This is a genomic window from Comamonas jiangduensis (assembly GCF_030162955.1).
GTDB classification, from domain to species: Bacteria; Pseudomonadota; Gammaproteobacteria; order Burkholderiales; family Burkholderiaceae_C; genus Comamonas; species Comamonas jiangduensis.
The window spans coordinates 96,049-115,541 of sequence record NZ_JARXOV010000013.1; the positions used below are offsets into that span (position 1 = coordinate 96,049).

A 19,493-nucleotide genomic window follows, 5' to 3' on the forward strand; every position below is an offset into this window, starting at 1 on the left:
AATCATAGCTGCTGGCGCTTGCCGCATAAGCGCTAGAGGCTGATTGGATGCATGAGGCTTAAGGGGCAACCCTTGTCGCGCGGCCGACTGACGGCATGCGCCATGCTTTCTAGATTGCAGGCATGAAAACTTTCCACTCTTATGCCGAACTGCGCGCCTGCGCAGGCCAAGAAGTTGCTGTGACAGACTGGGTGACCATCACCCAGGCGCAGGTCAATCTGTTTGCCGATGCGACAGGCGATCACCAGTGGATCCACGTCGATCCTGTCAAAGCTGCGCAAGGCCCTTTTGGAGGGCCGATTGCGCATGGTTTTTTGTCACTGTCGCTGCTGCCGCTGTTTTTTGAAAAAGCAGTGCGTATCCAGGGCGCCACGATGGGTGTGAACTATGGGCTGAACAAAGTGCGTTTTCCTGCGCCAGTGCCTGTGGGCAGCCGTGTGCGCGCACGGGTGGGGGTGCAGGCGGTGGAGCCCGTGGGGCCGGACAGTGTGCAAATCACCTGGTTGGTGACGGTAGAGCGTGAAGGCGGCGACAAGCCCGTGTGTGTGGCGGAGTCGCTGTCACGCAGTTATGGCGCGGCGATGGGTGATTGGTAAGCGGGGTTGCAGCCCCCAGCGCCGCGTCCAGCGTGGTGCCGGGGGCGTGGGTGATTAATGTTCGCCGCTGGGAATCAGCCCGGCATCGCGTGCAGCTTGTGCTTGGGCGATGACCTCGGCACGGCTGACGGTGGACTGGGCGCTGGTTTCATCGGCGCGCAGCACGACGTTGTCGCCGTGCACCACTTGCCCGGCAGCACGTGCGGCTTGGTAATCGGCAATCACTTGGGCGCGGGTCAACTGGCTGTCGGTGCGCAGCTCATCAGCGCGCAGCGGGGTTTGGTCGCTGGCAAATGCCGCAGTGCTAGCCAACGCAATCACAACACCCATGGTACGAATCGCAAACATCTGATTTCCTTTCAATCATCTAAAAACATAGCGTCTTAGGCGGCGCATGTTGAATAGAGTGAAGGAATGTGTTTGCAGTTCAGTGTTTATTGCTCCCAGTATTTACAACACACTGTTGCTGAAAATGGGACAGTGAGTGGTTCAATGTGCGGCTGTGCCTGTCGGCGTGATGAAGCCGTTTTGGCGCCAGGCTTCAAACACGGTCACGGCCACGGCGTTGGACAGGTTCAGGCTGCGCTGGCCCGCCAGCATGGGCAGGCGCAGGCGCTGCGTGGTGGGAAAAGATTCGCGCAGCGCGGGTGCGAGGCCGCGGGTTTCGCAGCCAAAGACAAAGTAGTCGCCGGGCTGAAATTGCAGACTGTGCGCAGGCTGGCTGCCGTGGGTGGTCATGGCAAACATGCGTGTGGGGTTGGGCTGCATGGTGTCCAGAAAGGCTTGCCAGTTGGCATGGCGGCGCGTGCTGGTGTATTCGTGGTAATCCAGACCTGCACGGCGCATCAGGCGGTCTTCCATCGAAAAGCCCAGGGGCTCAATCAGGTGCAACTGGCACCCGGTATTGGCGGCCAGGCGGATGATGTTGCCTGTATTCGGTGGAATCTCAGGCTCTACAAGAACGATATGAAACATGGCGGCGTATTGTCCGCTTTTGGGCTTGTCCTTGCCGGTGTTTATGGTGTCCGGGCCATGCAAAGCACATCAATCTGGCGCGCACCGGCTTGCAGCAGGCAATGGCTGGCTGCGGTCAGGGTGGCGCCGGTGGTCATGACGTCATCAATCAGCAGCACATGTCGGTCGGTAATGCGGTGGCGCTGTGCATCTGCCACTGCAAAGGCGTGGCGCAGATTGCGCAAGCGTTGTGCCCGGGTCAAATCGCTTTGCGCGGTTGTGTGGCGCGTGCGTTGCAGGCAGTGGGGGAGGTATTGCTCGGGGCTCAGGTGCCGTGCCAGTTGTGCGGCGGGGTTGTATCCGCGCTCTCGCATGCGCTGCGGTGACAGGGGGATGGGGATGAGTACATCGGCCGTCTCGAGGAGGTTGATGACCTGTGGGTCTTGTCGCATCCAGCGTGCAAAGTGTGCGGCCAGTGCGGGCTGCTGCGCGAATTTCCAGCGGGCAATCAACGTATTGCACGGGTAGCTGTAGTCCATCCATGCATGGGCGTGTTGCCAGATGGCGGGTTTTTGCAAGCATGTGCCACAGCGGGGGCGCTCAGCGCTCAAGCCGGGCAACGCCATAGCGCAACCGGTGCAGCGAAAGACGGGGTGGAAAAAGCGCTGCTGGCAGGCGGCGCACAGCACATCGGCACTGGGCCATGCACGGCAAGCCAGGCATTGGCTGGGAAGCGTGAGGCGGTCTTTGCTAAAAGGGGATAGCCATGTTGGCCAGCGCGGCAGCATGAAATCAATATACTGCCGCGGCACCCGCGACTGCCATGCCGTATGGCGGCGGGGTTGTGCAGTGAATATTTCATGTCTGAGAACTTGCCCCCCACCATTGATCCGATGGCTGCCGCACGCTGGCAGCTTGCTGCCCCTGCGCAATCGCCTTGGCTGCACGAAGAGGTGGGGCGCCGCATGGAAGATCGTTTGCAATGGATTTGCCGTACACCGAAAACATGGTGTGACTGGCAGCCTGTGCGTGGAGGTATCCAGGCGCATACCCTGGTGGTGCAGCGTTATCCGCAAGCCCAGTGCCATGTGGTGGAGGTGGCGCCGCGCATGCAGGCCGTGGCGCAAGCGCAGTGGGCCAAGCCTTGGTGGAAGTCGGGTTGGGGCGGCGCGAAAACCTGGGTAGAAATGCCAGCGAAAGGCTCGGTAGAAATGCTGTGGGCCAATATGGCACTGCACCACCAAGCGCAGCCTATGCGCATGCTCCAAGCCTGGCATGACGCTTTGGCGGTGGATGGGTTTGTGATGTTTTCATGTTTTGGACCAGATACCGCCAAAGAGCTGCGGCAGCTGTATGTCCAAATGGGCTGGCCTGCAGCGGGCCACAGCTTTACCGACATGCATGATTGGGGTGACATGCTGGTGCAGGCCGGTTTTGCAGAACCCGTGATGGACATGGAGACGATCACCTTGACTTTTGCCACGCCTGAGCGCTTGCTGCAAGAGCTGCGTGAGCTGGGGTGCAACTTGCACCCTCAGCGCTTTGCAGGGTTGCGCGGCAAAGCGTGGCTCAACGCTTTGCATCGGGCTATAGACCAGCACTTGCGCGTTGACAGCAGTGAGGGACAGATTGCTCTGACCTTTGAGCTGGTGTATGGCCATGCATTCAAGCCAGCTCCGCGCGTCGCAGTGGAGCGCGAAAGCGCTGTCTCTTTGGATCAAATGCGCAGCATGCTTCAAAAAGGCAGGGAGCAGGGTTTGCGATAGGCGAAATGCCGCTTTTGCTGCTTTGATTTAAAACAAAGCGCACTACAATTTTTTCAAACTACTGATAGCAAGCACGCGTGGAAATGCCACTCTGCGCGGTGCAAAGCCATAGGGCCCGAGGGCCTCTTCAGGGGAGACAAAATTGGTGTGTCGCTATGCCTTGCAGACAGGCTCGAGCGCAAATCTTGCGTCGGCCTGCAGTGTGTTTGTTTCTTGGGGTCTTGCGTGGCCATTCGCACGCAGCCTGCCTCTCCATCGGTCGAAGTCTGCGCAACGTCCTACAGCACGTCGTTGTAGCAGTCGTGCTTCCTGCTTGAAATCCCTGTACGCATTTGTGTCGCCGCCTTGCAGACTGCCAGTGCGGCAGCGCAGTGCTGCGTGCCAGGTGCCTTGATCCGCCCGCTTTCTTTGCAAGATGTCGCGTGGAACTGCAGGGCAGCTACGCAACGGAATTCCGGAGGCTTAGACGCAAGTGAGAATTATGAAAAGCAGATTTTCCCCACTGGTTTCTCTGGGTACGGCGGCAGCGGCATGGGTAGCAAGTGCGGCACATGCGGTGCAAGATTTGCCCGGTGGCCCGGCCGTAAAGCAGTTGAACTTGCATCCACCCGTTACGCGCATTGCCCAAGAGCAGCACTTTCTGCACTGGATGATGCTGTCCATTTGCGTGGTGATTTTTGTGGGTGTGTTTGCGGTGATGTTTTATTCCATCTGGAAGCATCGCAAATCACAGGGTGCCAAAGCAGCCAACTTTCATGAGTCTGCGACCGTGGAGGTGATCTGGACGGTCATTCCCTTCATCATCGTGATCTTGATGGCTCTGCCTGCCACCAAGGTTTTGGTGGCGCAAAAAGATACGACGAATGCAGAGCTGACCATCAAGGTCACGGGCTACCAGTGGAAATGGGGTTATGACTACCTCAAGGGGCCGGGAGAGGGCTTGAGCTTTTTATCAACCATTGACAGCAGCCACCGTGCGATGTCGGACAGCGGTGACGTGAGCCAAGCGCCGAATGACTACCTGCTGCGCGTAGACCACCCGTTGGTGGTGCCCGTAGGCAAGAAGGTGCGCATCATCACCACCGCCAATGATGTGATTCACAGTTTCATGGTGCCGGCGTTTGGCATCAAGCAAGACGCGATACCTGGCTTTGTGCGCGATACCTGGTTCAAAGCAGAAAAGCCCGGCGACTATTACGGCCAGTGCGCGGAGTTGTGTGGCAAAGAACATGCCTATATGCCAATTCACGTGAAGGTGCTGGATACAGGGCCCTATGCCGCGTGGGTGGAAGAGCAGCAAAAGCTGGCAGCTGCAAAAAAAGATGACCCCACCAAAGAATGGAAGCTTGATGAGCTGATTGCCCGTGGTGCCAAGGTGTATGCGGCCAATTGCGCGGCCTGCCATCAGGCCAATGGCAAGGGCGCTGGCGCAATCAAGCCGCTGGATGGCAGTGCGCTGGTGCGAGGTAGCTTGGCAGAGCCGATGCATGTGGTGCTGGAAGGCCGTGTCAACGGCACCATGCCTTCGTGGAAGCAATTGAGTGACGTGGAGTTGGCCGCTGTGCTGACTTATGTGAAAAATCACTGGAGCAATCAGACCGGGCAGTTGATTCAGCCTGCGCAGTTTACGGCTGCGCGCCAGGGCAAATTTCCAGAAGGTGAAGCCGCACCGGCAGCACAACCGTCGCCTCCTGCAGCAGCCGCAGAAACGCCGCCCGCAGATGCGGCCAACGTGAGTCATGCAATGCCGGTACAGGTGTTCTTTGCGTCGGGTCAAAGCGCACTGGATACCAAGGCTCAGGCGCAAGTCCAAGCTGCTGCAGCATGGTTGAACGCGCATGCGGATATCAAAGTCGCCTTGTCTGGCTTTGTGGATGCCACGGGCAGTGCGGATGTGAATGCCGAGCTGGCCAAGCAGCGGGCACAGGCCGTCGCTAAAGCCTTGACAGATGCGGGCGTTGCTGCAGAGCGCATTGAAATGCGCAAACCCCAAACCATTACCGACAGCACAGGCGCTGATGAGCAAGCGCGTCGTGTCGATATCGTGGCTGCGCAGTGAGCGCATTGAACAGACAGAGCGAGGGAGACACGCACATGAGCGCCATTTACCCACCTTCTCATGACGCCGTTCACGACGATCACCGCCATGATCATCACCACGCCACGCCCACGGGCTGGCGCCGCTGGCTGTATGCCACCAACCATAAAGATATTGGCACGCTGTATTTGCTGTTCAGCTTCACCATGCTGATGATTGGTGGTGTGCTGGCACTGCTGATTCGGGCAGAGCTGTTTCAGCCCGGTCTGCAACTGGTCAACCCAGAGCTGTTTAACCAGCTGACCACGATGCACGGCTTGATCATGGTGTTTGGCGCCATCATGCCCGCCTTTGTGGGCTTTGCGAACTGGATGCTGCCGCTGCAAATCGGTGCTTCAGACATGGCGTTCGCGCGCATGAACAACTTCAGTTTCTGGCTGATGGTGCCCGCCGGCATCATGCTGGTGGCTTCGTTTTTTATGCCCGGGGGAGCGCCTGCTGCAGGCTGGACGCTGTACGCACCGCTGACGCTGCAGATGGGCCCCTCGATGGACACCAGTATTTTTGCCATGCACATCATGGGGGCTAGCTCCATCATGGGGTCGATCAACATCATCGTCACCATCTTGAACATGCGCGCGCCCGGCATGACGCTGATGAAAATGCCCATGTTTGCCTGGACCTGGCTGATTACGGCCTACCTGCTGATTGCCGTGATGCCAGTGCTGGCCGGTGCCATCACCATGACGCTGACCGACCGCCACTTTGGCACCAGTTTCTTCAACCCCGCAGGTGGGGGCGATCCGGTGATGTACCAGCACATCTTCTGGTTCTTTGGCCACCCCGAGGTCTACATCATGATCTTGCCGGCCTTTGGCATCATCAGCCAGATCGTGCCAGCCTTCAGTCGCAAGAAGCTGTTCGGCTATGCCTCCATGGTCTACGCGACCAGCTCTATCGCCATCCTCAGCTTCATCGTCTGGGCGCACCACATGTTCACCACGGGCATGCCGGTGACGGGGCAACTGTTTTTCATGTATTCCACCATGCTGATCTCGGTGCCCACGGCGGTGAAGATTTTCAACTGGGTGGCCACCATGTGGCGCGGCTCCATGACGTTTGAGACGCCCATGTTGTTTTCGGTGGGCTTTATCTTTGTCTTCACCATGGGTGGGTTTACGGGTCTGATTCTGTCCATGGCACCCATCGACATTCAGTTGCAAGACACCTACTACGTGGTGGCGCACTTTCACTATGTGCTGGTCGCTGGCTCGCTGTTTTCCATGTTTGCTGCCTACTACTACTGGTCGCCCAAGTGGACGGGGGTGATGTACTCCGAGCGCCGGGGGCAGGTCCATTTTTGGGGCTCTTTGGTTTTCTTCAACATCACTTTCTTCCCCATGCACTTCTTGGGCTTGGCAGGTATGCCGCGCCGCTATGCCGACTATCCGATGCAGTTTGCAGACTTCAATGCTGTGGCATCGGTGGGGGCGCTGGGCTTTGGTTTGATGCAGGTGTATTTCTTCCTGGCAGTGGTGGTCCCTGCCATGCGCGGCAAGGGTGCCAAAGCTCCGCAAAAGCCCTGGGAGGCTGCAGAAGGTCTGGAGTGGGAAGTGCCTTCGCCCGCACCTTTCCACACGTTTGAAACCCCTCCCAAACTCGACAGCACGGCCACCCGTGTGATTGGATAAAACCATGATGCACCTTAAACACAGCAACTCCATGCCCAGCCGCACTGAGACGTGGCAACTCCAGCGCCAGCGCAATGCACGCATGGCGTGGATCTTGGCGTCGATTGCCGCCACATTTTTTATCGGCTTTGTCGCCAAGATGGCCTGGCTTGGCGGCTAACACTCAGGCATGCACATGCAACAGCACAAGCGCCGCGCCAATTTGCAGATGGTCACCAAGCTCTTGGTGATCACCATCGGCATGTTTGCTTTTGGGTATGCCCTCATACCCATTTACAAGCATGTGTGCGAGGCGCTGGGTATCAACATTCTCACGATTTCTGAGCGGCAGGTGCCGGGTAACGGCGTGGTGGGTAAGCTGCCTGCGAACACCCAAGTCGATACCAGCCGCACTATCACCGTGGAGTTTGATGCCAACGCGCGTGGCCCGTGGGACTTCAAACCGGAAAAGGTGTCCATGCAGGTGCACCCGGGCGAGCTGGCCACGGTGTTGTACGAGTTTCAAAATGTGCAAGACCGCGCTATGGCGGCGCAGGCCATTCCCAGTTATGCACCGCGCAATGCTGCGCCGCATTTCACCAAACTGGAATGTTTTTGCTTTAACCAGTATGAGCTGCAGCCTGGTGAAAAAAAAGAATGGCCGGTGGCGTTTGTGATCGACCCCAAGCTGCCTAAAGACGTGACCACGATTACCTTGAGCTACACCTTTTTTGAAGTGGGTGGGCGTGTGCCTGCCGCGCCCACTTCCCCTGTGGTCACGGGCAGCGTCAAAGGGCAGGAGGAGCAGCCGTCTTGAGTACCCCACCACCACGACCTCCGTCGCGCTGGCGATCCATTCAAGCCATGGCTTGGGCTTTGCTGGGGGTGCGCAAAGGCAGTGAATGGCACAAAGACTCCGCGCACATCAAGCCGCTACAAATTGTGGCGGTAGGAGTGGCGGCGATTTTTGTCTTTGTATTGATGTTGATAGCGATCGTGAATTGGGTGGTTTAGCGCACAGCGCTGGGCCGATACGCAATGGTTGGGACACGCAATGGTTGAGATGCGTGATTACAGGAGCTGACATGGCGACACCGCAGACTGCAAGCACCCCTTACTACTATGTTCCCGCAGCGTCGGGGTACCCCATCTGGGCGGCAGCCGGCTTGTTTTTTGTGGTGCTGGGTGCCGGGATGTGGGTGAACGGCCACCAATGGGGCATGTGGAGCTTTGTGTTTGGCCTGTCGTGGTGGCTGGTGGTGCTCTACCGCTGGTTCCACGAAGCAGCCATCGAAAGTGAGCAGGGGCTGCTGGGTCGCAAGATTGATTTGTCTTACCGCTGGAGCATGAGCTGGTTCATCTTTTCAGAAGTGATGTTCTTTGGCGCTTTCTTTACCACCTTGTGGTGGGGGCGAGCGCACTCCGTACCTGCCTTGGGTAGCTTGGACAATGCTTTGCTGTGGCCCGGTTTCAGCGCGGTGTGGCCCAGTGTGATGCCGGGTGCCACCGCTTCTCCCGCAGGTACGGTCGAAGCCTTTCAAACCGTGGGTCCGTTTTGGTTGCCCACCATCAATACCGCGTTGCTACTGACTTCTGGCGTCACACTCACCATTGCGCACCATGCATTGCGATTGGGGCAGCGCACCAAAACGGTGGCTTGGATGTGGGTGACCGTGTTGCTGGGCATCACGTTCTTGTGTGTACAAGGTTATGAGTACTTTCACCTTTACACCGACTTGAACTTGAAGATGTCTTCCGGCATTTTTGGCTCCACCTTCTACTTGCTCACGGGCTTTCACGGCTTTCATGTGTTTGTGGGGATGTTGATGCTGCTGTTCATCACCCTGCGGCTGCAAAGTGGGCATTTCACGGCCGAGCGCCATTTCGGCTTTGAAGGCGCCGCGTGGTACTGGCACTTTGTGGATGTGGTGTGGCTGGGCTTGTACATCCTGGTGTACTGGATGTAGGGTTCAGGCTGCGGCCTAGCGCAGAGCCGCAGCAAACTGGTAGCAACAACGACTGAAACAATGCATAAAAGAGAGCGGTTGGCGTACGTAAATATTGGGTTTCAATATGAAAAAGCATTGAAGCGCAATATCTTCAAGCGCCAGCAGTTCTCTTTTTTATTTCAACGCGAGATGGGCAAGCCCGTGGGCTGGATGTACCCCAGCTTCCATGCCAGCAGCAAACACACAAACAAGACCACCGACAGCAGCACCCGCACGGTCAGCGCGCGGGCCATGTTTTTGCTGCGCTGCTCGTCACTGTGCGCATCGCTTTTGCGCAGCATAAAAAAACCGGCGCTGGCAAGGCAGACCACAATGGCCAGCAAGAAAAGGGCGATGGCATATGTCATGTCATCCATTATCGGGAGGCCTGTATGACGCGCAAGCGGGGCAACCTGCGGTGGTGGATCGCCACGCTGTGTGGCGTCTGCGGGGTGTTGCTGGGCATTGCGCTGGGTTTGTGGCAGCTGGATAGGGCGGCGCAAAAAAAGCAGTTGCACGCAGCAGCGCAGGCACAGGCAGAGGCGCCCTTGCTGGATGCAGGCTTGCTCAGCCAGCGTTTTGCGCACAATCTGCGAGATGGTGGCGATGCTGGAGCGTGGCTGCACCGTCGCATTCAACTTCAAGGACAGTGGCTCGCTGCCTATACGGTGTATCTGGACAACCGCCAGATGCAAGGGCGCCCCGGTTTTTATGTGCTGACGCCGCTGCAACTGGAAGATGGCGGCGTGGTCTTGGTGCAGCGCGGCTGGATTGCGCGCAACTTTCAAGATCGCACCGCGCTGCAGCCCGTCACAACACCGGCTGGTAGCGTGCAGGTGCAAGGGGTGCTGGCAGGCCCGCCCGCGCGGCTGTATGCCTTGGGGCAAGAGGATGTTGCGCCGCCGCAGCAGCCCCGTATTCAGCAAAATTTGTCGCTGCCGGCCTATGCCAAGGCCACAGGGCTGGCGCTGTGGCCTCTGACCGTGGTGCAAACGGACGCGGCCAGTGAAGGGCTGCTGCGTGACTGGCCCCAGCCCAGCAGCGGCATTGCCACACACCAAGGTTATGCCTTCCAATGGTTTGCGATTGCCGCAGTCCTTGCCACCATGTTGTTGTGGTTCCAATTTTTGCGCCCTCGCCGGCGCCGTCTTTCACGCCATGCCATCCAAACACACTGATTTGCAGCCCTTGGGGCTAACCGTTCACAGCACGCCCAGCATGCACAGCCTGGCACAGGGCGTGCAAGACCATGCAACCCAGCGCACAGGCCGCTGGAAAATGTTTGCTGTGCTGCTGGTGTGTGCAGCGCCGGTGATTGCGTCGTACTTCACCTATTACGTGGTACGTCCGGAAGGGCGTCGCAATTTTGGAGCGTTGATTGCACCGCAAAAAGACATGCCTGCGGCACTCATGGCCACGACGCTGGAGGGGCAAGCTGTGCCCCTGTCTTCATTAAAGGGGCAGTGGCTCTTGCTCAGTACTTCGGATGCGGCATGCGATGCGCAGTGCGAAACCCATTTGTATTTACAGCGCCAACTGCGCGAAGGCTTGGGGCGAGAAAAAGACCGCCTTGATTGGGTGTGGCTGATTCAAGATGGGCAGCCGCCATCTGCGGCGCTGCAAACTGCGCTGCAGTCTGCGCAAGTGCTGCAGGTCGATGCCACGGCCTTGCAAACGTGGCTGCAACCGCAAGAAGGTGCCAAGCTGTCCGACCATTTGTATGTGGTGGACCCGCAAGGGCACTGGATGATGCGCTTTCCTGCACACCTGGACAAAGCGAGCGCACCGCAGGCCAAGCGCGATTTGGAGCGCCTGCTGAGGGCATCGTCTTCTTGGGATCAGCCCGGGCGCTGATGCCTACAAGCCTTTGCAGAGGTCGTGTTTGTGTTTGCGGTTATGGTTGTGCGATTGACTGGATTGTTTGACTGAGATTGCCATGCACAGAAGACGCGCTTTGCACTCCCTGCTGGTGGGGGCTACCACCCTCACCGCAGCCTCTTTATTGCTGGGCTGCAAGCCTGAAAAAATGAGCTTTGAAGGGGTAGACATCACGGGGGCTGCTTACGGAAAAGACTTTCCTTTGTTCGATACACAGGGCAAGCAACGCTCGGTGCAAGAATTCGCAGGGAAAGTGGTGGTGGTTTTTTTTGGTTACACCCAATGCCCTGATGTGTGTCCCACCACATTGCAAGAGTTGGTGGAGGTGAAAGCCACCCTGGGCGCGCAAGGCGATCGGGTGCAAGGTGTATTCGTTTCGCTGGACCCCGAGCGCGACACTCCTGAAGTCTTGCAAGCCTATGCGGCTGCGTTTGATCCTTCCATGGTGGCCCTGACTGGCTCGCCAGAGCAGATCATGGCGGTCGCCAAAGATTTCAAGGTCTTTTTTAAAAAGGTGGAAGGCAAGCAGCCCGGCAGCTACACGCTGGACCATTCCGCAGGTATGTATGTGTATGACCCCAAGGGGCAGCTGCGTGTTTACCACCGTTATGGCCAAGGGGCCGCCGCACTGGCCAAGGATGCCAAAGCCTTGCTGGATGAAGCCGCTGCGTAAATAGCGACGCAGCGCAGGCTCCCTGCGCTTTTGATGCAAATTTTTGCGTCAAAACAGATTCATTTTGTAACTTGCACGGTAGCATGTTACGGATGTGCTGTTTTCACCCGGTTGGCGGTGCACGGCCAGTCATCCTTGTATGAACATTAAAGCCGCAAGCTCAAGCACCGAGTCTGAACCCATATCACCGCATGCATTGCCCTCTTTTATCGGCGGTGGGCCGAACACCGCTGCGGCAGCGGTTATGTGGGGAGAGTGGGTGAGAGAGGCATGGAATGCCGCGCCCGATGGCATTTTGCTGGTCGATAGCAGCGGCACCATCATCTCCAGCAATGCAGCCATGAGTTTGATCTCTGGCTTTGCACAAAATGAGCTGGAAGGCCAAGCTGTCGAGATGCTGGTGCCAGAAAGCATGCACGCTTCACACAAGGTGGATGTGCACCGTTTCTTCTTGCAGCCAAGGCGCCACAGCATGGGCATGGGACGCACTTTGTGGCTGCAACGCAAAGATGGAGCCCACGTTCCTGTGGACATTGCACTGGGCAACTTTGACCGTGATGGCGCACCGCTGGTGGTGGCTTTTGTGCGTGATGTCACAGAAATGCGCCGCTTGGAAGAGCGCATGCAATACCAAGCCACGCACGACATTTTGACGGGGCTGCACAACCGGTGGTCATTCACCCAGCGTCTGCGTGAGAGCCTGCAGCAAACGCAAGTGACGGGCGAGCCCGTAGCGCTTTTGCTGCTTGATCTGGATAACTTTAAGTCGATCAACGATGGCTACGGGCATGCTGCCGGTGACCATGTGCTGCAAGAGGTGGCCAAACGTTTGAAGTCCGTGATTCGCAACCAAGGCGTGCTTTCGCGTCTGGGCGGAGACGAATTTACGGTGCTGGTGCCTGACACTGATATGGAGCAGGCCCAGTCTTGGGCGCAGCAAATTTTGTTTGCCATGTCTACGCCATGCCGGTGGGGGCATGTGCTGCTGGACTTTGGCGCCAGTATCGGCGTGGCCATTTCTCCGACCGACTCTCGAGATCCATCCACGCTGCTGCGGTATGCGGACATGGCCATGTACCGTGCAAAAGAGCATGGCCGGGGCAACTTTGTGTTCTACGAAGACAGCATGGGCCATGAGATGGCTGAGAAAGTCTTGCTCTCTGAGCGCTTGCGGCTGGCATTAGGCTATGAAGGCATCAAGTTGTATTACCAGCCGCAGATCGATATCCGCACCGGGCAAGTCTGTGGTGCCGAGGCCTTGGTGCGCTGGAAAGACCCGTTGCTGGGAGAAATTACGCCAGATCGCTTCATCCCTGTGGCTGAATCGTCCGGCCTCATTATTGGGCTGGGCAACTATGTGCTGGGTGCGGCCTGCAAGCAGATCAGTTTGTGGCTGCAGCAGGGGCAGCCCGTGCGCATTGCGGTGAATTTGTCGGCGCAACAGCTGCGCCAGCCCAACTTGGTGCAGCTGGTGCGTGATGCCTTAGAGCGTTACCAAGTGCCTCCGTCTTGGTTGGAGCTGGAAGTGACGGAAACGCAGGCGATGCAAGACCCAGAGCATGCCTGTCGCATGCTGGCTGAGTTGGCGGGCCTGGGGGTAAGTTTGGCCCTGGATGATTTTGGGAACGGCCATTCTTCGTTGGCATATTTGCAGCACTTGCCGGTTCAGCGGCTGAAGCTGGGCAAAGACTTTATGCGTACGGGTCGCTTGGGTAGCAAGCTTTTGCGGGCGATGATTCAGTTTGGCCACGCTTTGAATCTGCAAGTGGTGGCGGAAGGCGTAGAAACCGAGGAGCAGCGCAGCCAGCTAGAAGCGATGGGCTGTGAGTGCTACCAAGGTTGGCTGGCTTCGAAAGCGATGACTGCTTTGGAGTTCGAAACATGGCACAGCCAGCGCTGACATTGCCTGAGCAGCTACAAAAAATCCACCCGAAGGTGGATTTTTTGTATGCAGAGGGCGCGTTACTGGTTGCTGATTTTTTGCTCTTTAATCAGGCGGCTTAACTCCGCCGTATCTTTCTGGATGCGGTTGGCCAGCCCCTCCGGGGAAGTGCCGACCATTTGCCAGCCTTGCTGGAACAATTTTTCTCGCACGGCAGGGCTGCGGGCAATCTCTACCAGCATGGCCGCCAGCTTGGTGCGGATCTCTGCGGGCATGGAGCTGGGCGCGGCAAACGCATTCCAAATTTGCAGGTCAAAGTTTTTGATACCAGCCTCCGCCAAGCTCGGAACGCCAGGGGCCAAAGCACTGCGGCCGCTGGAGGTCACGCCAATCAAGCGCAGCTTGCCGGCTTGCGCCTGAGCCATGGCCAGCGCTGGGGGCAGCAAGGCCATTTGCAGTTGGCCGCCCATCATGGCCGTAGCAACCTGGGGGTAGCCGCTGTAGGGAACATGGATCGGCGCAATACCGCTGCGCGCTTTCAGCAGCTCGGTGCCGAGGTGACCAATCGTGCCTACACCGGGGGTGCCGTAGCTCCAGGTGTCACCCGCTTTTTGTGCCGCTGCAAAGAAAGATTGGGCATCGGCATCTTTGGGAACCCCGGGTTGCTCGACAGGAGCGGTCAACACCAGCGGCGAAACGCCAATCAAGGTCAGCGGTGCCAAGTCTTTGAGGGGGTCATAAGGCGTGGCAGGGTTGAGGATTTTGGCAATCGTCATATTGCCATTGATCATCAAACCAATCGTATGGTTGTCTTGGGCGCGGGCCACTTCGGTGGCGCCAATATTGCCGCCAGCCCCCACTTTGTTTTCCACAATGACCGGCTGGCCCAGTAGTTTGGACAAGGGCTCCGAGAAGGTGCGAGCGGTCAAGTCGGGCGAGGAGCCACCTGGAAAACCCACCACAATGCGTACCGGTTTGGTGGGCCAGGCAGCCGTAGAAGCTGCAAAAACAGAACTGGTGGCAGAGGCTGCCACCAAAGCAGTACCTGCAGCCAATATGGTGCGGCGAGCAATCAAAGAGAGGGTGGTCATCGTGCGTTGAGCATAAAAACTGCAAGAAGAGAAAAATCCTTGCAGGAAAAAAAGAAAGCCCGAAGATTATCCGGGCTTGCGTAGGCAGCAATCTGGCATATTTCAGCCAGACCGCGCAAGAACTTTTTTAGGCGAACTCAGTCAGCGCTTTTTTCATCTTTTTCATAGCAGCCACTTCAATTTGGCGAATGCGCTCAGCGCTCACACCATACTCTGCAGCCAGCTCATGCAGCGTCATGCCGCCCGTGCCGTCATCGTTTACTTTCAGCCAGCGCTCTTCCACGATGCGGCGGCTGCGGTCATCCAGCAATTCAAGGGCCTGGGCAATGCCATCGGTCGCCAATACATCACGTTGGCGCATCTCAATCATATTGGTGGGCTCGTGCGCCGCATCCGACAGGTACGCGATGGGCCCAAAAGCGTGCTCACCATCATCACTGGGGCTGGGGTCAAGCAGCACATCACCGCCCGACAAGCGAGTTTCCATCTCCATGACTTCTTCGCGCTTGACGTTGAGTTTGGCGGCCATCGCTTCAATTTGCTGCTCCGTCAAGGTTTCGCGCAGCGCCAAGTCGTCATCCATGACGGCATCGGCTTGCATGCCTTGCTTCATGGAGCGCAGATTGAAAAACAACTTGCGCTGGGCCTTGGTGGTTGCCACTTTGACCATGCGCCAGTTCTTCAAGATGTATTCGTGGATCTCTGCCTTGATCCAGTGCATGGCGTAGCTGACCAGCCGAACGTTTTGCTCGGGGTCAAAGCGCTTGACGGCCTTCATCAGGCCCACATTGCCTTCTTGGATCAAATCGCCCTGGGGCAAGCCGTAGCCCAAATACTGGCGCGAGATCGACACCACCAAGCGCAGGTGGGACATGATCAGACGCCCGGCAGAATCCAGATCATTGTGTTCTTTGAGTTTGCGGGCGTAGTCCTGCTCTTCTTCTTGAGTGAGCATAGGCAGGCGGTTCACCGCAGTAATGTAGGCATCCAAGTTGCCCAGCGGAGGTACCAATGCCCAAGGATTCGCAGGTGCCAAGGCCGAAGCAGCGAGGGTGCCGGTTTGGTTTGTCATTGCACTGATCCTTTCATCCATTGCTCCATATTAGCACTCTCTAAGACCGAGTGCTAAGCCATAAGTTCCCATGGGGGTTGTCAGTTGGTGGCCGGCTGTGCCTGCACCGTGGGAGTATCGAGTTTCGACCAACACTCTTGTAGAGTGCGCAAGCGTTTGCAAGTTTCAAAAAAGTTGAATGTGTGATGTGGGAAAGTCCTTCTCGGCCTGTGGCTTTTGTGTGTTTAGCGCTCAGCATGGCGCTGGTGGGTAGTTATGTAGCGTTGTCCAAACCGTTGGCGGCCTTGTTCCCTGTTTTTTTGCTGGCATGGTTGCGCTTTGGTATTGGCGCGGTGGCTATGGCCCGTTGGCTGAAAAAGACACCGTGCGACGCGCCCTTGGCACCACGCACGCGGTGGTTGCTGTTTCTGGAGTCCTTCTTTGGCAACTTCCTGTTCACACTGTGCATGGTGACGGGCGTGAGCCTGACGGGCGCGGTCACGGCCGGTGTCACTATGGCTTCCATTCCGGTGGCAGTGGCCTTGTTGAGCTGGTTGTTGCTGCGCGAGCAGATCATGCCGCGCACGTGGCTGGCGGTGGTGCTGGCCGTGGCGGGGATTGCGCTGTATGCAGCGGCCAAGCCGGTTGAGGCAACGGTTGCCCATGCGTATGCCTGGCTGGGTCAGTGGCTGCTGGTGGCGGCGGTGCTGTGTGAGGCGGCCTACGCCGTGATTGGCAAGCGCTTGACGGCGGTGCTCAGCCCCAAACGCATCAGCGCCATCATCAATTTATGGGGTTTTGTGCTGTCCACACCTATGGGCTTGTATGTGGCGTGGCAGTTTGACTTTGCGGCCGTCAGCCTGCCGATGTGGGGGCTGCTGCTGTTTTACGCCCTGGCCGCTTGCGTGTGGACGGTGTGGTTGTGGATGACCGGGTTGCGCGCTGTGCCCGCAGCGCAGGCGGGCATTTTTACGGTGCTGTTGCCCATCAGCGCTGCGCTGGTGGGGGTGCTGGTGCTGGGCGAGCACATCAGTGCACTGCAGTGGCTGGCGCTGGGTATTGCCTTGTTGGGTGTGGTCGTAGCGACTTGGCCCGCGCGCAAGGTCTGAGCGTAGGCCGCTGGCGCTGGCTGTTTCTGCACAATCGATGCCTATGCAAGATGCACTTTCTCTTTCTCCAGTGGCTGTGGTGACCACCACCGTGGCCACGCAGGCGCAGGCCGACTATCTGGCGCAAGGCGCCGTCACAGCCCTGCTGGCGGCGTGTGGGCAGGTGGAGCCCATCACTTCCCACTATGTGTGGCAAGCCCAACTGGCGCAAAGCGCCGAATGGCGCGTTGTGCTGAAAACGCTGCCTCAGGCTGTGGCGCCATTGTGGGCGTGGCTTCAAGCACACCACCCTTACGAGGTGCCGCAGCTGTTGTTGCGCACCGAATACGCCGATAGCGCCTATGCCGCATGGGTGGCTGCCCAGGTGCAACTGCAATTGCCCGATGGCGCCGGGTGATGCAATAAAAAAGTAGCTGCTGGCGCAGGTTTATCAAGTATTTCAATATGAAAAGTATTGGAAACGGTTGATTTGTAGGCGCCAGCAGCTATGAAAAAAAAAAGCCCCGCATTGCGGGGCTTTGATGGCAGAGGGCAGTCGGCCTCTGGTCGCTCAGGCCAGCAGGGCCTGTGCAAACTCCTTGGCATTGAAGGTTTCCAGGTCTTCCACCTTTTCACCCACGCCGATGAAGTACACGGGAATGGGGCGCTCTTGCGCAATGGCTGCCAGCACGCCGCCTTTGGCGGTGCCGTCCAGTTTGGTGACGATCAGGCCGGTCAAGCCCAGCGCCTCGTCGAATGCTTTGACCTGGTTGAGCGCGTTTTGGCCGGTGTTGCCGTCAATGACCAGCAGTACCTCGTGCGGGGCAGAGCCATCGGCCTTGCTGATCACCCGTTTGATCTTTCTCAGCTCTTCCATCAGGTGCAGCTGGGTGGGCAGGCGGCCAGCGGTGTCGACCAAGACCACGTCTTTCTTGCGCGCCTTGCCAGCGCTGACGGCGTCAAAGCTGACGGCGGCCGGGTCACCGCCAGCCTGGCTGATGATTTCTACCGTGTTGCGGGTGGCCCATACGCCCAACTGCTCGCGCGCGGCAGCGCGGAAGGTGTCGGCGGCGGCCAGCAGCACGGATTGGTCGTGGTCGGCCAGGTGCTTGGTCAGCTTGCCAATTGACGTGGTTTTGCCTGCGCCGTTCACGCCTGCCACCATGATCACGGTGGGCGTGTGCGCACCAATCACCAGTGGCTTTTCCAGCGGCTTGAGCAGGTCGGACAGCGCAGCCGCCAGCAGCGCCTTGACGGCGGCGGGTTCGGTGGTTTTGCTGTCTTTGACGCGGCGCTTGAGGTCGTCCAGCAAATGCAGGGTAGCTTTGACGCCGGTGTCGGCCATCAGCAGGGCGTCCTCCAGCTCCTCGTACAGGGCATCATCAATCTTGGTGCCGGTAAACACCGTGGTGATGCTGGTGCCGGTTTTGCGCAGGCCCGCCTTGAGGCGGTCCATCCAGTTACCGCGGTCACTCGTAGCTTCGGGTTTGGCCTGGGGCTCGGGGGCTTGCGTAAAAATTTCGGGCGCAGGCACTTCTGGTGCGACACTGTCAGGAACTTCTTCCTTGTCGCCCATACCGAAGGTATTGCGCAGCCAACCGCCGACCGAAGCGGGCTTGGCGGCAGGGGTCGAAGGCACCGCTTCCACGGGGGAAGCAGCGGCGGGTGCGACGCTCTCAGACTGCTCTAGGGCAGGAGTGGTGTCGGCTTGTGGGGCTTTTTTCTTGAAAAAACTGAACATTGGCGGGTTCTTGGAGGGTAGGGACAGTTCATTACTGAACCATCCCCCCCTAAGAACCGGACTTGCGACTTTCATCGCATCCGGCTCAAGCACAACATGTCCGATTCTTTAGGGACCCTGATTTTACTCAGTAGCCTCTAGTGAAATCGAACGCAAAGCCTTCTTTGAGGCCGGCTTGACAACTGATAAACCAAGAGCATGCAGCTGGGTGTGGCACACCGGGTGCAAAAGCACTCGGTTGGACATTGCATCTGATCCGCCATCCACTCTGCGAACAATGTGGTGGTCGTGCCATTTGCCTTGATAGTCCAGAGGTTTCGCGCAAAGCGCACAACGTCCGTTTTGGGAAATGAAAAGCATCGAAGTTTCGTACTTGTACGACATGCTATTAGCCATGCGTTTCGTTCTTAACTCTTCGCCGTACTTCTCCCATTGAGGATCAAAAGGGTTGTATTCCTTTTTGATTTTTACGTGGCGCACGATTTTTGTATCAGCAAGCTTTAACAATTTGATCGTGCACGAACTTTCGGCCACCTTCACATTTGCAGCGAACTCGCTCCTGTCTTTAGTGCGTTGCCAGTAACGGCCTATGCACCATGATAGGGGCTTATTCGGATGCCGCCTTCTGGCCCAGCGCGCGAGGCGCCAGTAAATCAGGCTATCCATCCGACTGAAGGCTTCTTTCGCCACCACCGGACGGTGGTACTGCGCCCAGCCCCGAAGAACTGAATTCAGTTTGGCAATGAGATTTGCCTGCTTCATCGATATATTTTTTCTCACGATTTCTCTGACCTTGCGATAAAACGCTTGCACGTTCTTCTTGCTTGGCTTGATGAGTAACTTCCCCTTGTATTTGCGGAAGTTCCATCCCAAGAAATCGAATCCTCTATCTATGTGCACGACTTTCGTCTTTTCCAGCGACAGTCGCAGTCCTCGTTGTGCAAGGAAAGCTTCTATCCAAGGCCTGATTTCGTTGTGCAGCAACTCTTGCGAGTTGCCCGTCACGACAAAATCGTCGGCGTACCGGATCACATTGATTTTTAGATTCCTGGCTCTCGTTATTCCATGCTGCGCAAG

At 57.7% G+C, this 19,493-nt stretch carries 22 protein-coding genes; 14 read left to right on the forward strand and 8 right to left on the reverse strand.

Annotation, left to right across the window (positions count from 1 at the left end; all coding sequences use genetic code 11):
- Window positions 1–122 precede the first annotated feature (122 nt).
- Window positions 123–596 (forward strand): MaoC family dehydratase, encoded by a 474-nt coding sequence (locus QEP12_RS11480; protein ID WP_174862896.1) that lies wholly within the window; start codon window positions 123–125, stop codon window positions 594–596.
- 54 nt (window positions 597–650) lie between these two features.
- On the opposite strand, the gene QEP12_RS11485 is transcribed toward QEP12_RS11480, so the two are convergent.
- The 3 genes from QEP12_RS11485 to QEP12_RS11495 all read right to left on the reverse strand — a co-directional run bounded on the left by QEP12_RS11485 (window position 651) and on the right by QEP12_RS11495 (window position 2,338).
- Window positions 651–944 (reverse strand): DUF4148 domain-containing protein, encoded by a 294-nt coding sequence (locus tag QEP12_RS11485; protein ID WP_174862897.1) that lies wholly within the window; start codon window positions 942–944, stop codon window positions 651–653.
- Between the two features lie 141 nt (window positions 945–1,085).
- Entirely contained in the window at window positions 1,086–1,571 is a 486-nt protein-coding gene (gene trmL / locus QEP12_RS11490; RefSeq protein WP_174862898.1) for a tRNA (uridine(34)/cytosine(34)/5-carboxymethylaminomethyluridine(34)-2'-O)-methyltransferase TrmL, read from the reverse strand.
- 41 nt (window positions 1,572–1,612) lie between these two features.
- Complete coding sequence (locus tag QEP12_RS11495) at window positions 1,613–2,338, reverse strand: ComF family protein (RefSeq protein WP_217451138.1); 726 nt, start codon at window positions 2,336–2,338, stop codon at window positions 1,613–1,615.
- A 72-nt stretch (window positions 2,339–2,410) separates the two neighbouring features.
- On the opposite strand from QEP12_RS11495, the gene QEP12_RS11500 reads away from it, so the two are divergent.
- From QEP12_RS11500 to QEP12_RS11530, 7 genes are all read left to right on the forward strand, one after another.
- Window positions 2,411–3,316 carry a class I SAM-dependent methyltransferase gene (locus QEP12_RS11500; RefSeq protein WP_174862900.1) on the forward strand — a complete coding sequence of 302 codons (906 nt, stop codon included), beginning with the start codon at window positions 2,411–2,413 and terminating at the stop codon, window positions 3,314–3,316.
- Between the two features lie 481 nt (window positions 3,317–3,797).
- Complete coding sequence (gene coxB, locus QEP12_RS11505; RefSeq protein ID WP_219162668.1) at window positions 3,798–5,375, forward strand: cytochrome c oxidase subunit II; 1,578 nt, start codon at window positions 3,798–3,800, stop codon at window positions 5,373–5,375.
- Window positions 5,376–5,410: 35 nt separating this feature from the next.
- Complete coding sequence (ctaD, locus tag QEP12_RS11510; RefSeq protein ID WP_219162667.1) at window positions 5,411–7,045, forward strand: cytochrome c oxidase subunit I; 1,635 nt, start codon at window positions 5,411–5,413, stop codon at window positions 7,043–7,045.
- A 4-nt stretch (window positions 7,046–7,049) separates the two neighbouring features.
- On the forward strand, window positions 7,050–7,205 hold the full coding sequence (locus QEP12_RS11515; RefSeq protein WP_174862902.1) for a cytochrome oxidase small assembly protein: 156 nt from the start codon (window positions 7,050–7,052) through the stop codon (window positions 7,203–7,205).
- A gap of 15 nt (window positions 7,206–7,220) precedes the next feature.
- Entirely contained in the window at window positions 7,221–7,841 is a 621-nt protein-coding gene (locus tag QEP12_RS11520; protein WP_174862903.1) for a cytochrome c oxidase assembly protein, read from the forward strand.
- Window positions 7,838–8,038, forward strand: coding sequence for a DUF2970 domain-containing protein (locus QEP12_RS11525; protein ID WP_174862904.1), 201 nt, complete (start codon window positions 7,838–7,840; stop codon window positions 8,036–8,038). Before QEP12_RS11520 ends, QEP12_RS11525 begins: the two co-directional genes overlap by 4 nt.
- A 71-nt stretch (window positions 8,039–8,109) precedes the next feature.
- Window positions 8,110–8,991, forward strand: a complete 882-nt coding sequence (locus tag QEP12_RS11530; RefSeq protein WP_174862905.1) for a cytochrome c oxidase subunit 3 — start codon at window positions 8,110–8,112, stop codon at window positions 8,989–8,991.
- Between the two features lie 161 nt (window positions 8,992–9,152).
- Here QEP12_RS11530 and QEP12_RS11535 read toward each other — a convergent pair whose 3' ends face one another.
- Window positions 9,153–9,380, reverse strand: a complete 228-nt coding sequence (locus tag QEP12_RS11535; protein ID WP_284214345.1) for a twin transmembrane helix small protein — start codon at window positions 9,378–9,380, stop codon at window positions 9,153–9,155.
- Between the two features lie 24 nt (window positions 9,381–9,404).
- On the opposite strand from QEP12_RS11535, the gene QEP12_RS11540 reads away from it, so the two are divergent.
- The 4 genes from QEP12_RS11540 to QEP12_RS11555 all read left to right on the forward strand — a co-directional run bounded on the left by QEP12_RS11540 (window position 9,405) and on the right by QEP12_RS11555 (window position 13,463).
- Window positions 9,405–10,190, forward strand: coding sequence for an SURF1 family protein (locus QEP12_RS11540; protein ID WP_219162664.1), 786 nt, complete (start codon window positions 9,405–9,407; stop codon window positions 10,188–10,190).
- A complete protein-coding gene (locus QEP12_RS11545; protein ID WP_284214346.1) occupies window positions 10,171–10,866 on the forward strand; it encodes a hypothetical protein in 696 nt (231 codons plus the stop codon). Before QEP12_RS11540 ends, QEP12_RS11545 begins: the two co-directional genes overlap by 20 nt.
- An 82-nt stretch (window positions 10,867–10,948) precedes the next feature.
- Window positions 10,949–11,563 (forward strand): SCO family protein, encoded by a 615-nt coding sequence (locus tag QEP12_RS11550; RefSeq protein WP_284214347.1) that lies wholly within the window; start codon window positions 10,949–10,951, stop codon window positions 11,561–11,563.
- Window positions 11,564–11,807: 244 nt separating this feature from the next.
- On the forward strand, window positions 11,808–13,463 hold the full coding sequence (locus tag QEP12_RS11555; protein WP_284214348.1) for a putative bifunctional diguanylate cyclase/phosphodiesterase: 1,656 nt from the start codon (window positions 11,808–11,810) through the stop codon (window positions 13,461–13,463).
- A gap of 62 nt (window positions 13,464–13,525) precedes the next feature.
- On the opposite strand, the gene QEP12_RS11560 is transcribed toward QEP12_RS11555, so the two are convergent.
- Window positions 13,526–14,536: a Bug family tripartite tricarboxylate transporter substrate binding protein gene (locus tag QEP12_RS11560; protein ID WP_284214349.1), complete on the reverse strand. Its 1,011-nt coding sequence runs from the start codon at window positions 14,534–14,536 to the stop codon at window positions 13,526–13,528.
- 127 nt (window positions 14,537–14,663) lie between these two features.
- Window positions 14,664–15,608, reverse strand: coding sequence for an RNA polymerase sigma factor RpoH (rpoH, locus tag QEP12_RS11565; RefSeq protein WP_174862909.1), 945 nt, complete (start codon window positions 15,606–15,608; stop codon window positions 14,664–14,666).
- A 185-nt stretch (window positions 15,609–15,793) separates the two neighbouring features.
- Between rpoH and QEP12_RS11570 the strand changes: the two genes are divergently transcribed.
- Both QEP12_RS11570 and cutA read left to right on the forward strand, forming a co-directional pair.
- Complete coding sequence (locus tag QEP12_RS11570) at window positions 15,794–16,696, forward strand: DMT family transporter (protein WP_284214350.1); 903 nt, start codon at window positions 15,794–15,796, stop codon at window positions 16,694–16,696.
- 43 nt (window positions 16,697–16,739) lie between these two features.
- Complete coding sequence (cutA, locus tag QEP12_RS11575; RefSeq protein WP_174862910.1) at window positions 16,740–17,093, forward strand: divalent-cation tolerance protein CutA; 354 nt, start codon at window positions 16,740–16,742, stop codon at window positions 17,091–17,093.
- Between the two features lie 153 nt (window positions 17,094–17,246).
- Here the strand turns inward: cutA and ftsY are convergent, their stop codons facing one another.
- Complete coding sequence (ftsY, locus tag QEP12_RS11580) at window positions 17,247–18,416, reverse strand: signal recognition particle-docking protein FtsY (RefSeq protein ID WP_284214351.1); 1,170 nt, start codon at window positions 18,414–18,416, stop codon at window positions 17,247–17,249.
- 123 nt (window positions 18,417–18,539) lie between these two features.
- A partial coding sequence (locus QEP12_RS11585; RefSeq protein WP_284214352.1) for a group II intron maturase-specific domain-containing protein occupies window positions 18,540–19,493 on the reverse strand: 954 nt, incomplete at its 5' end.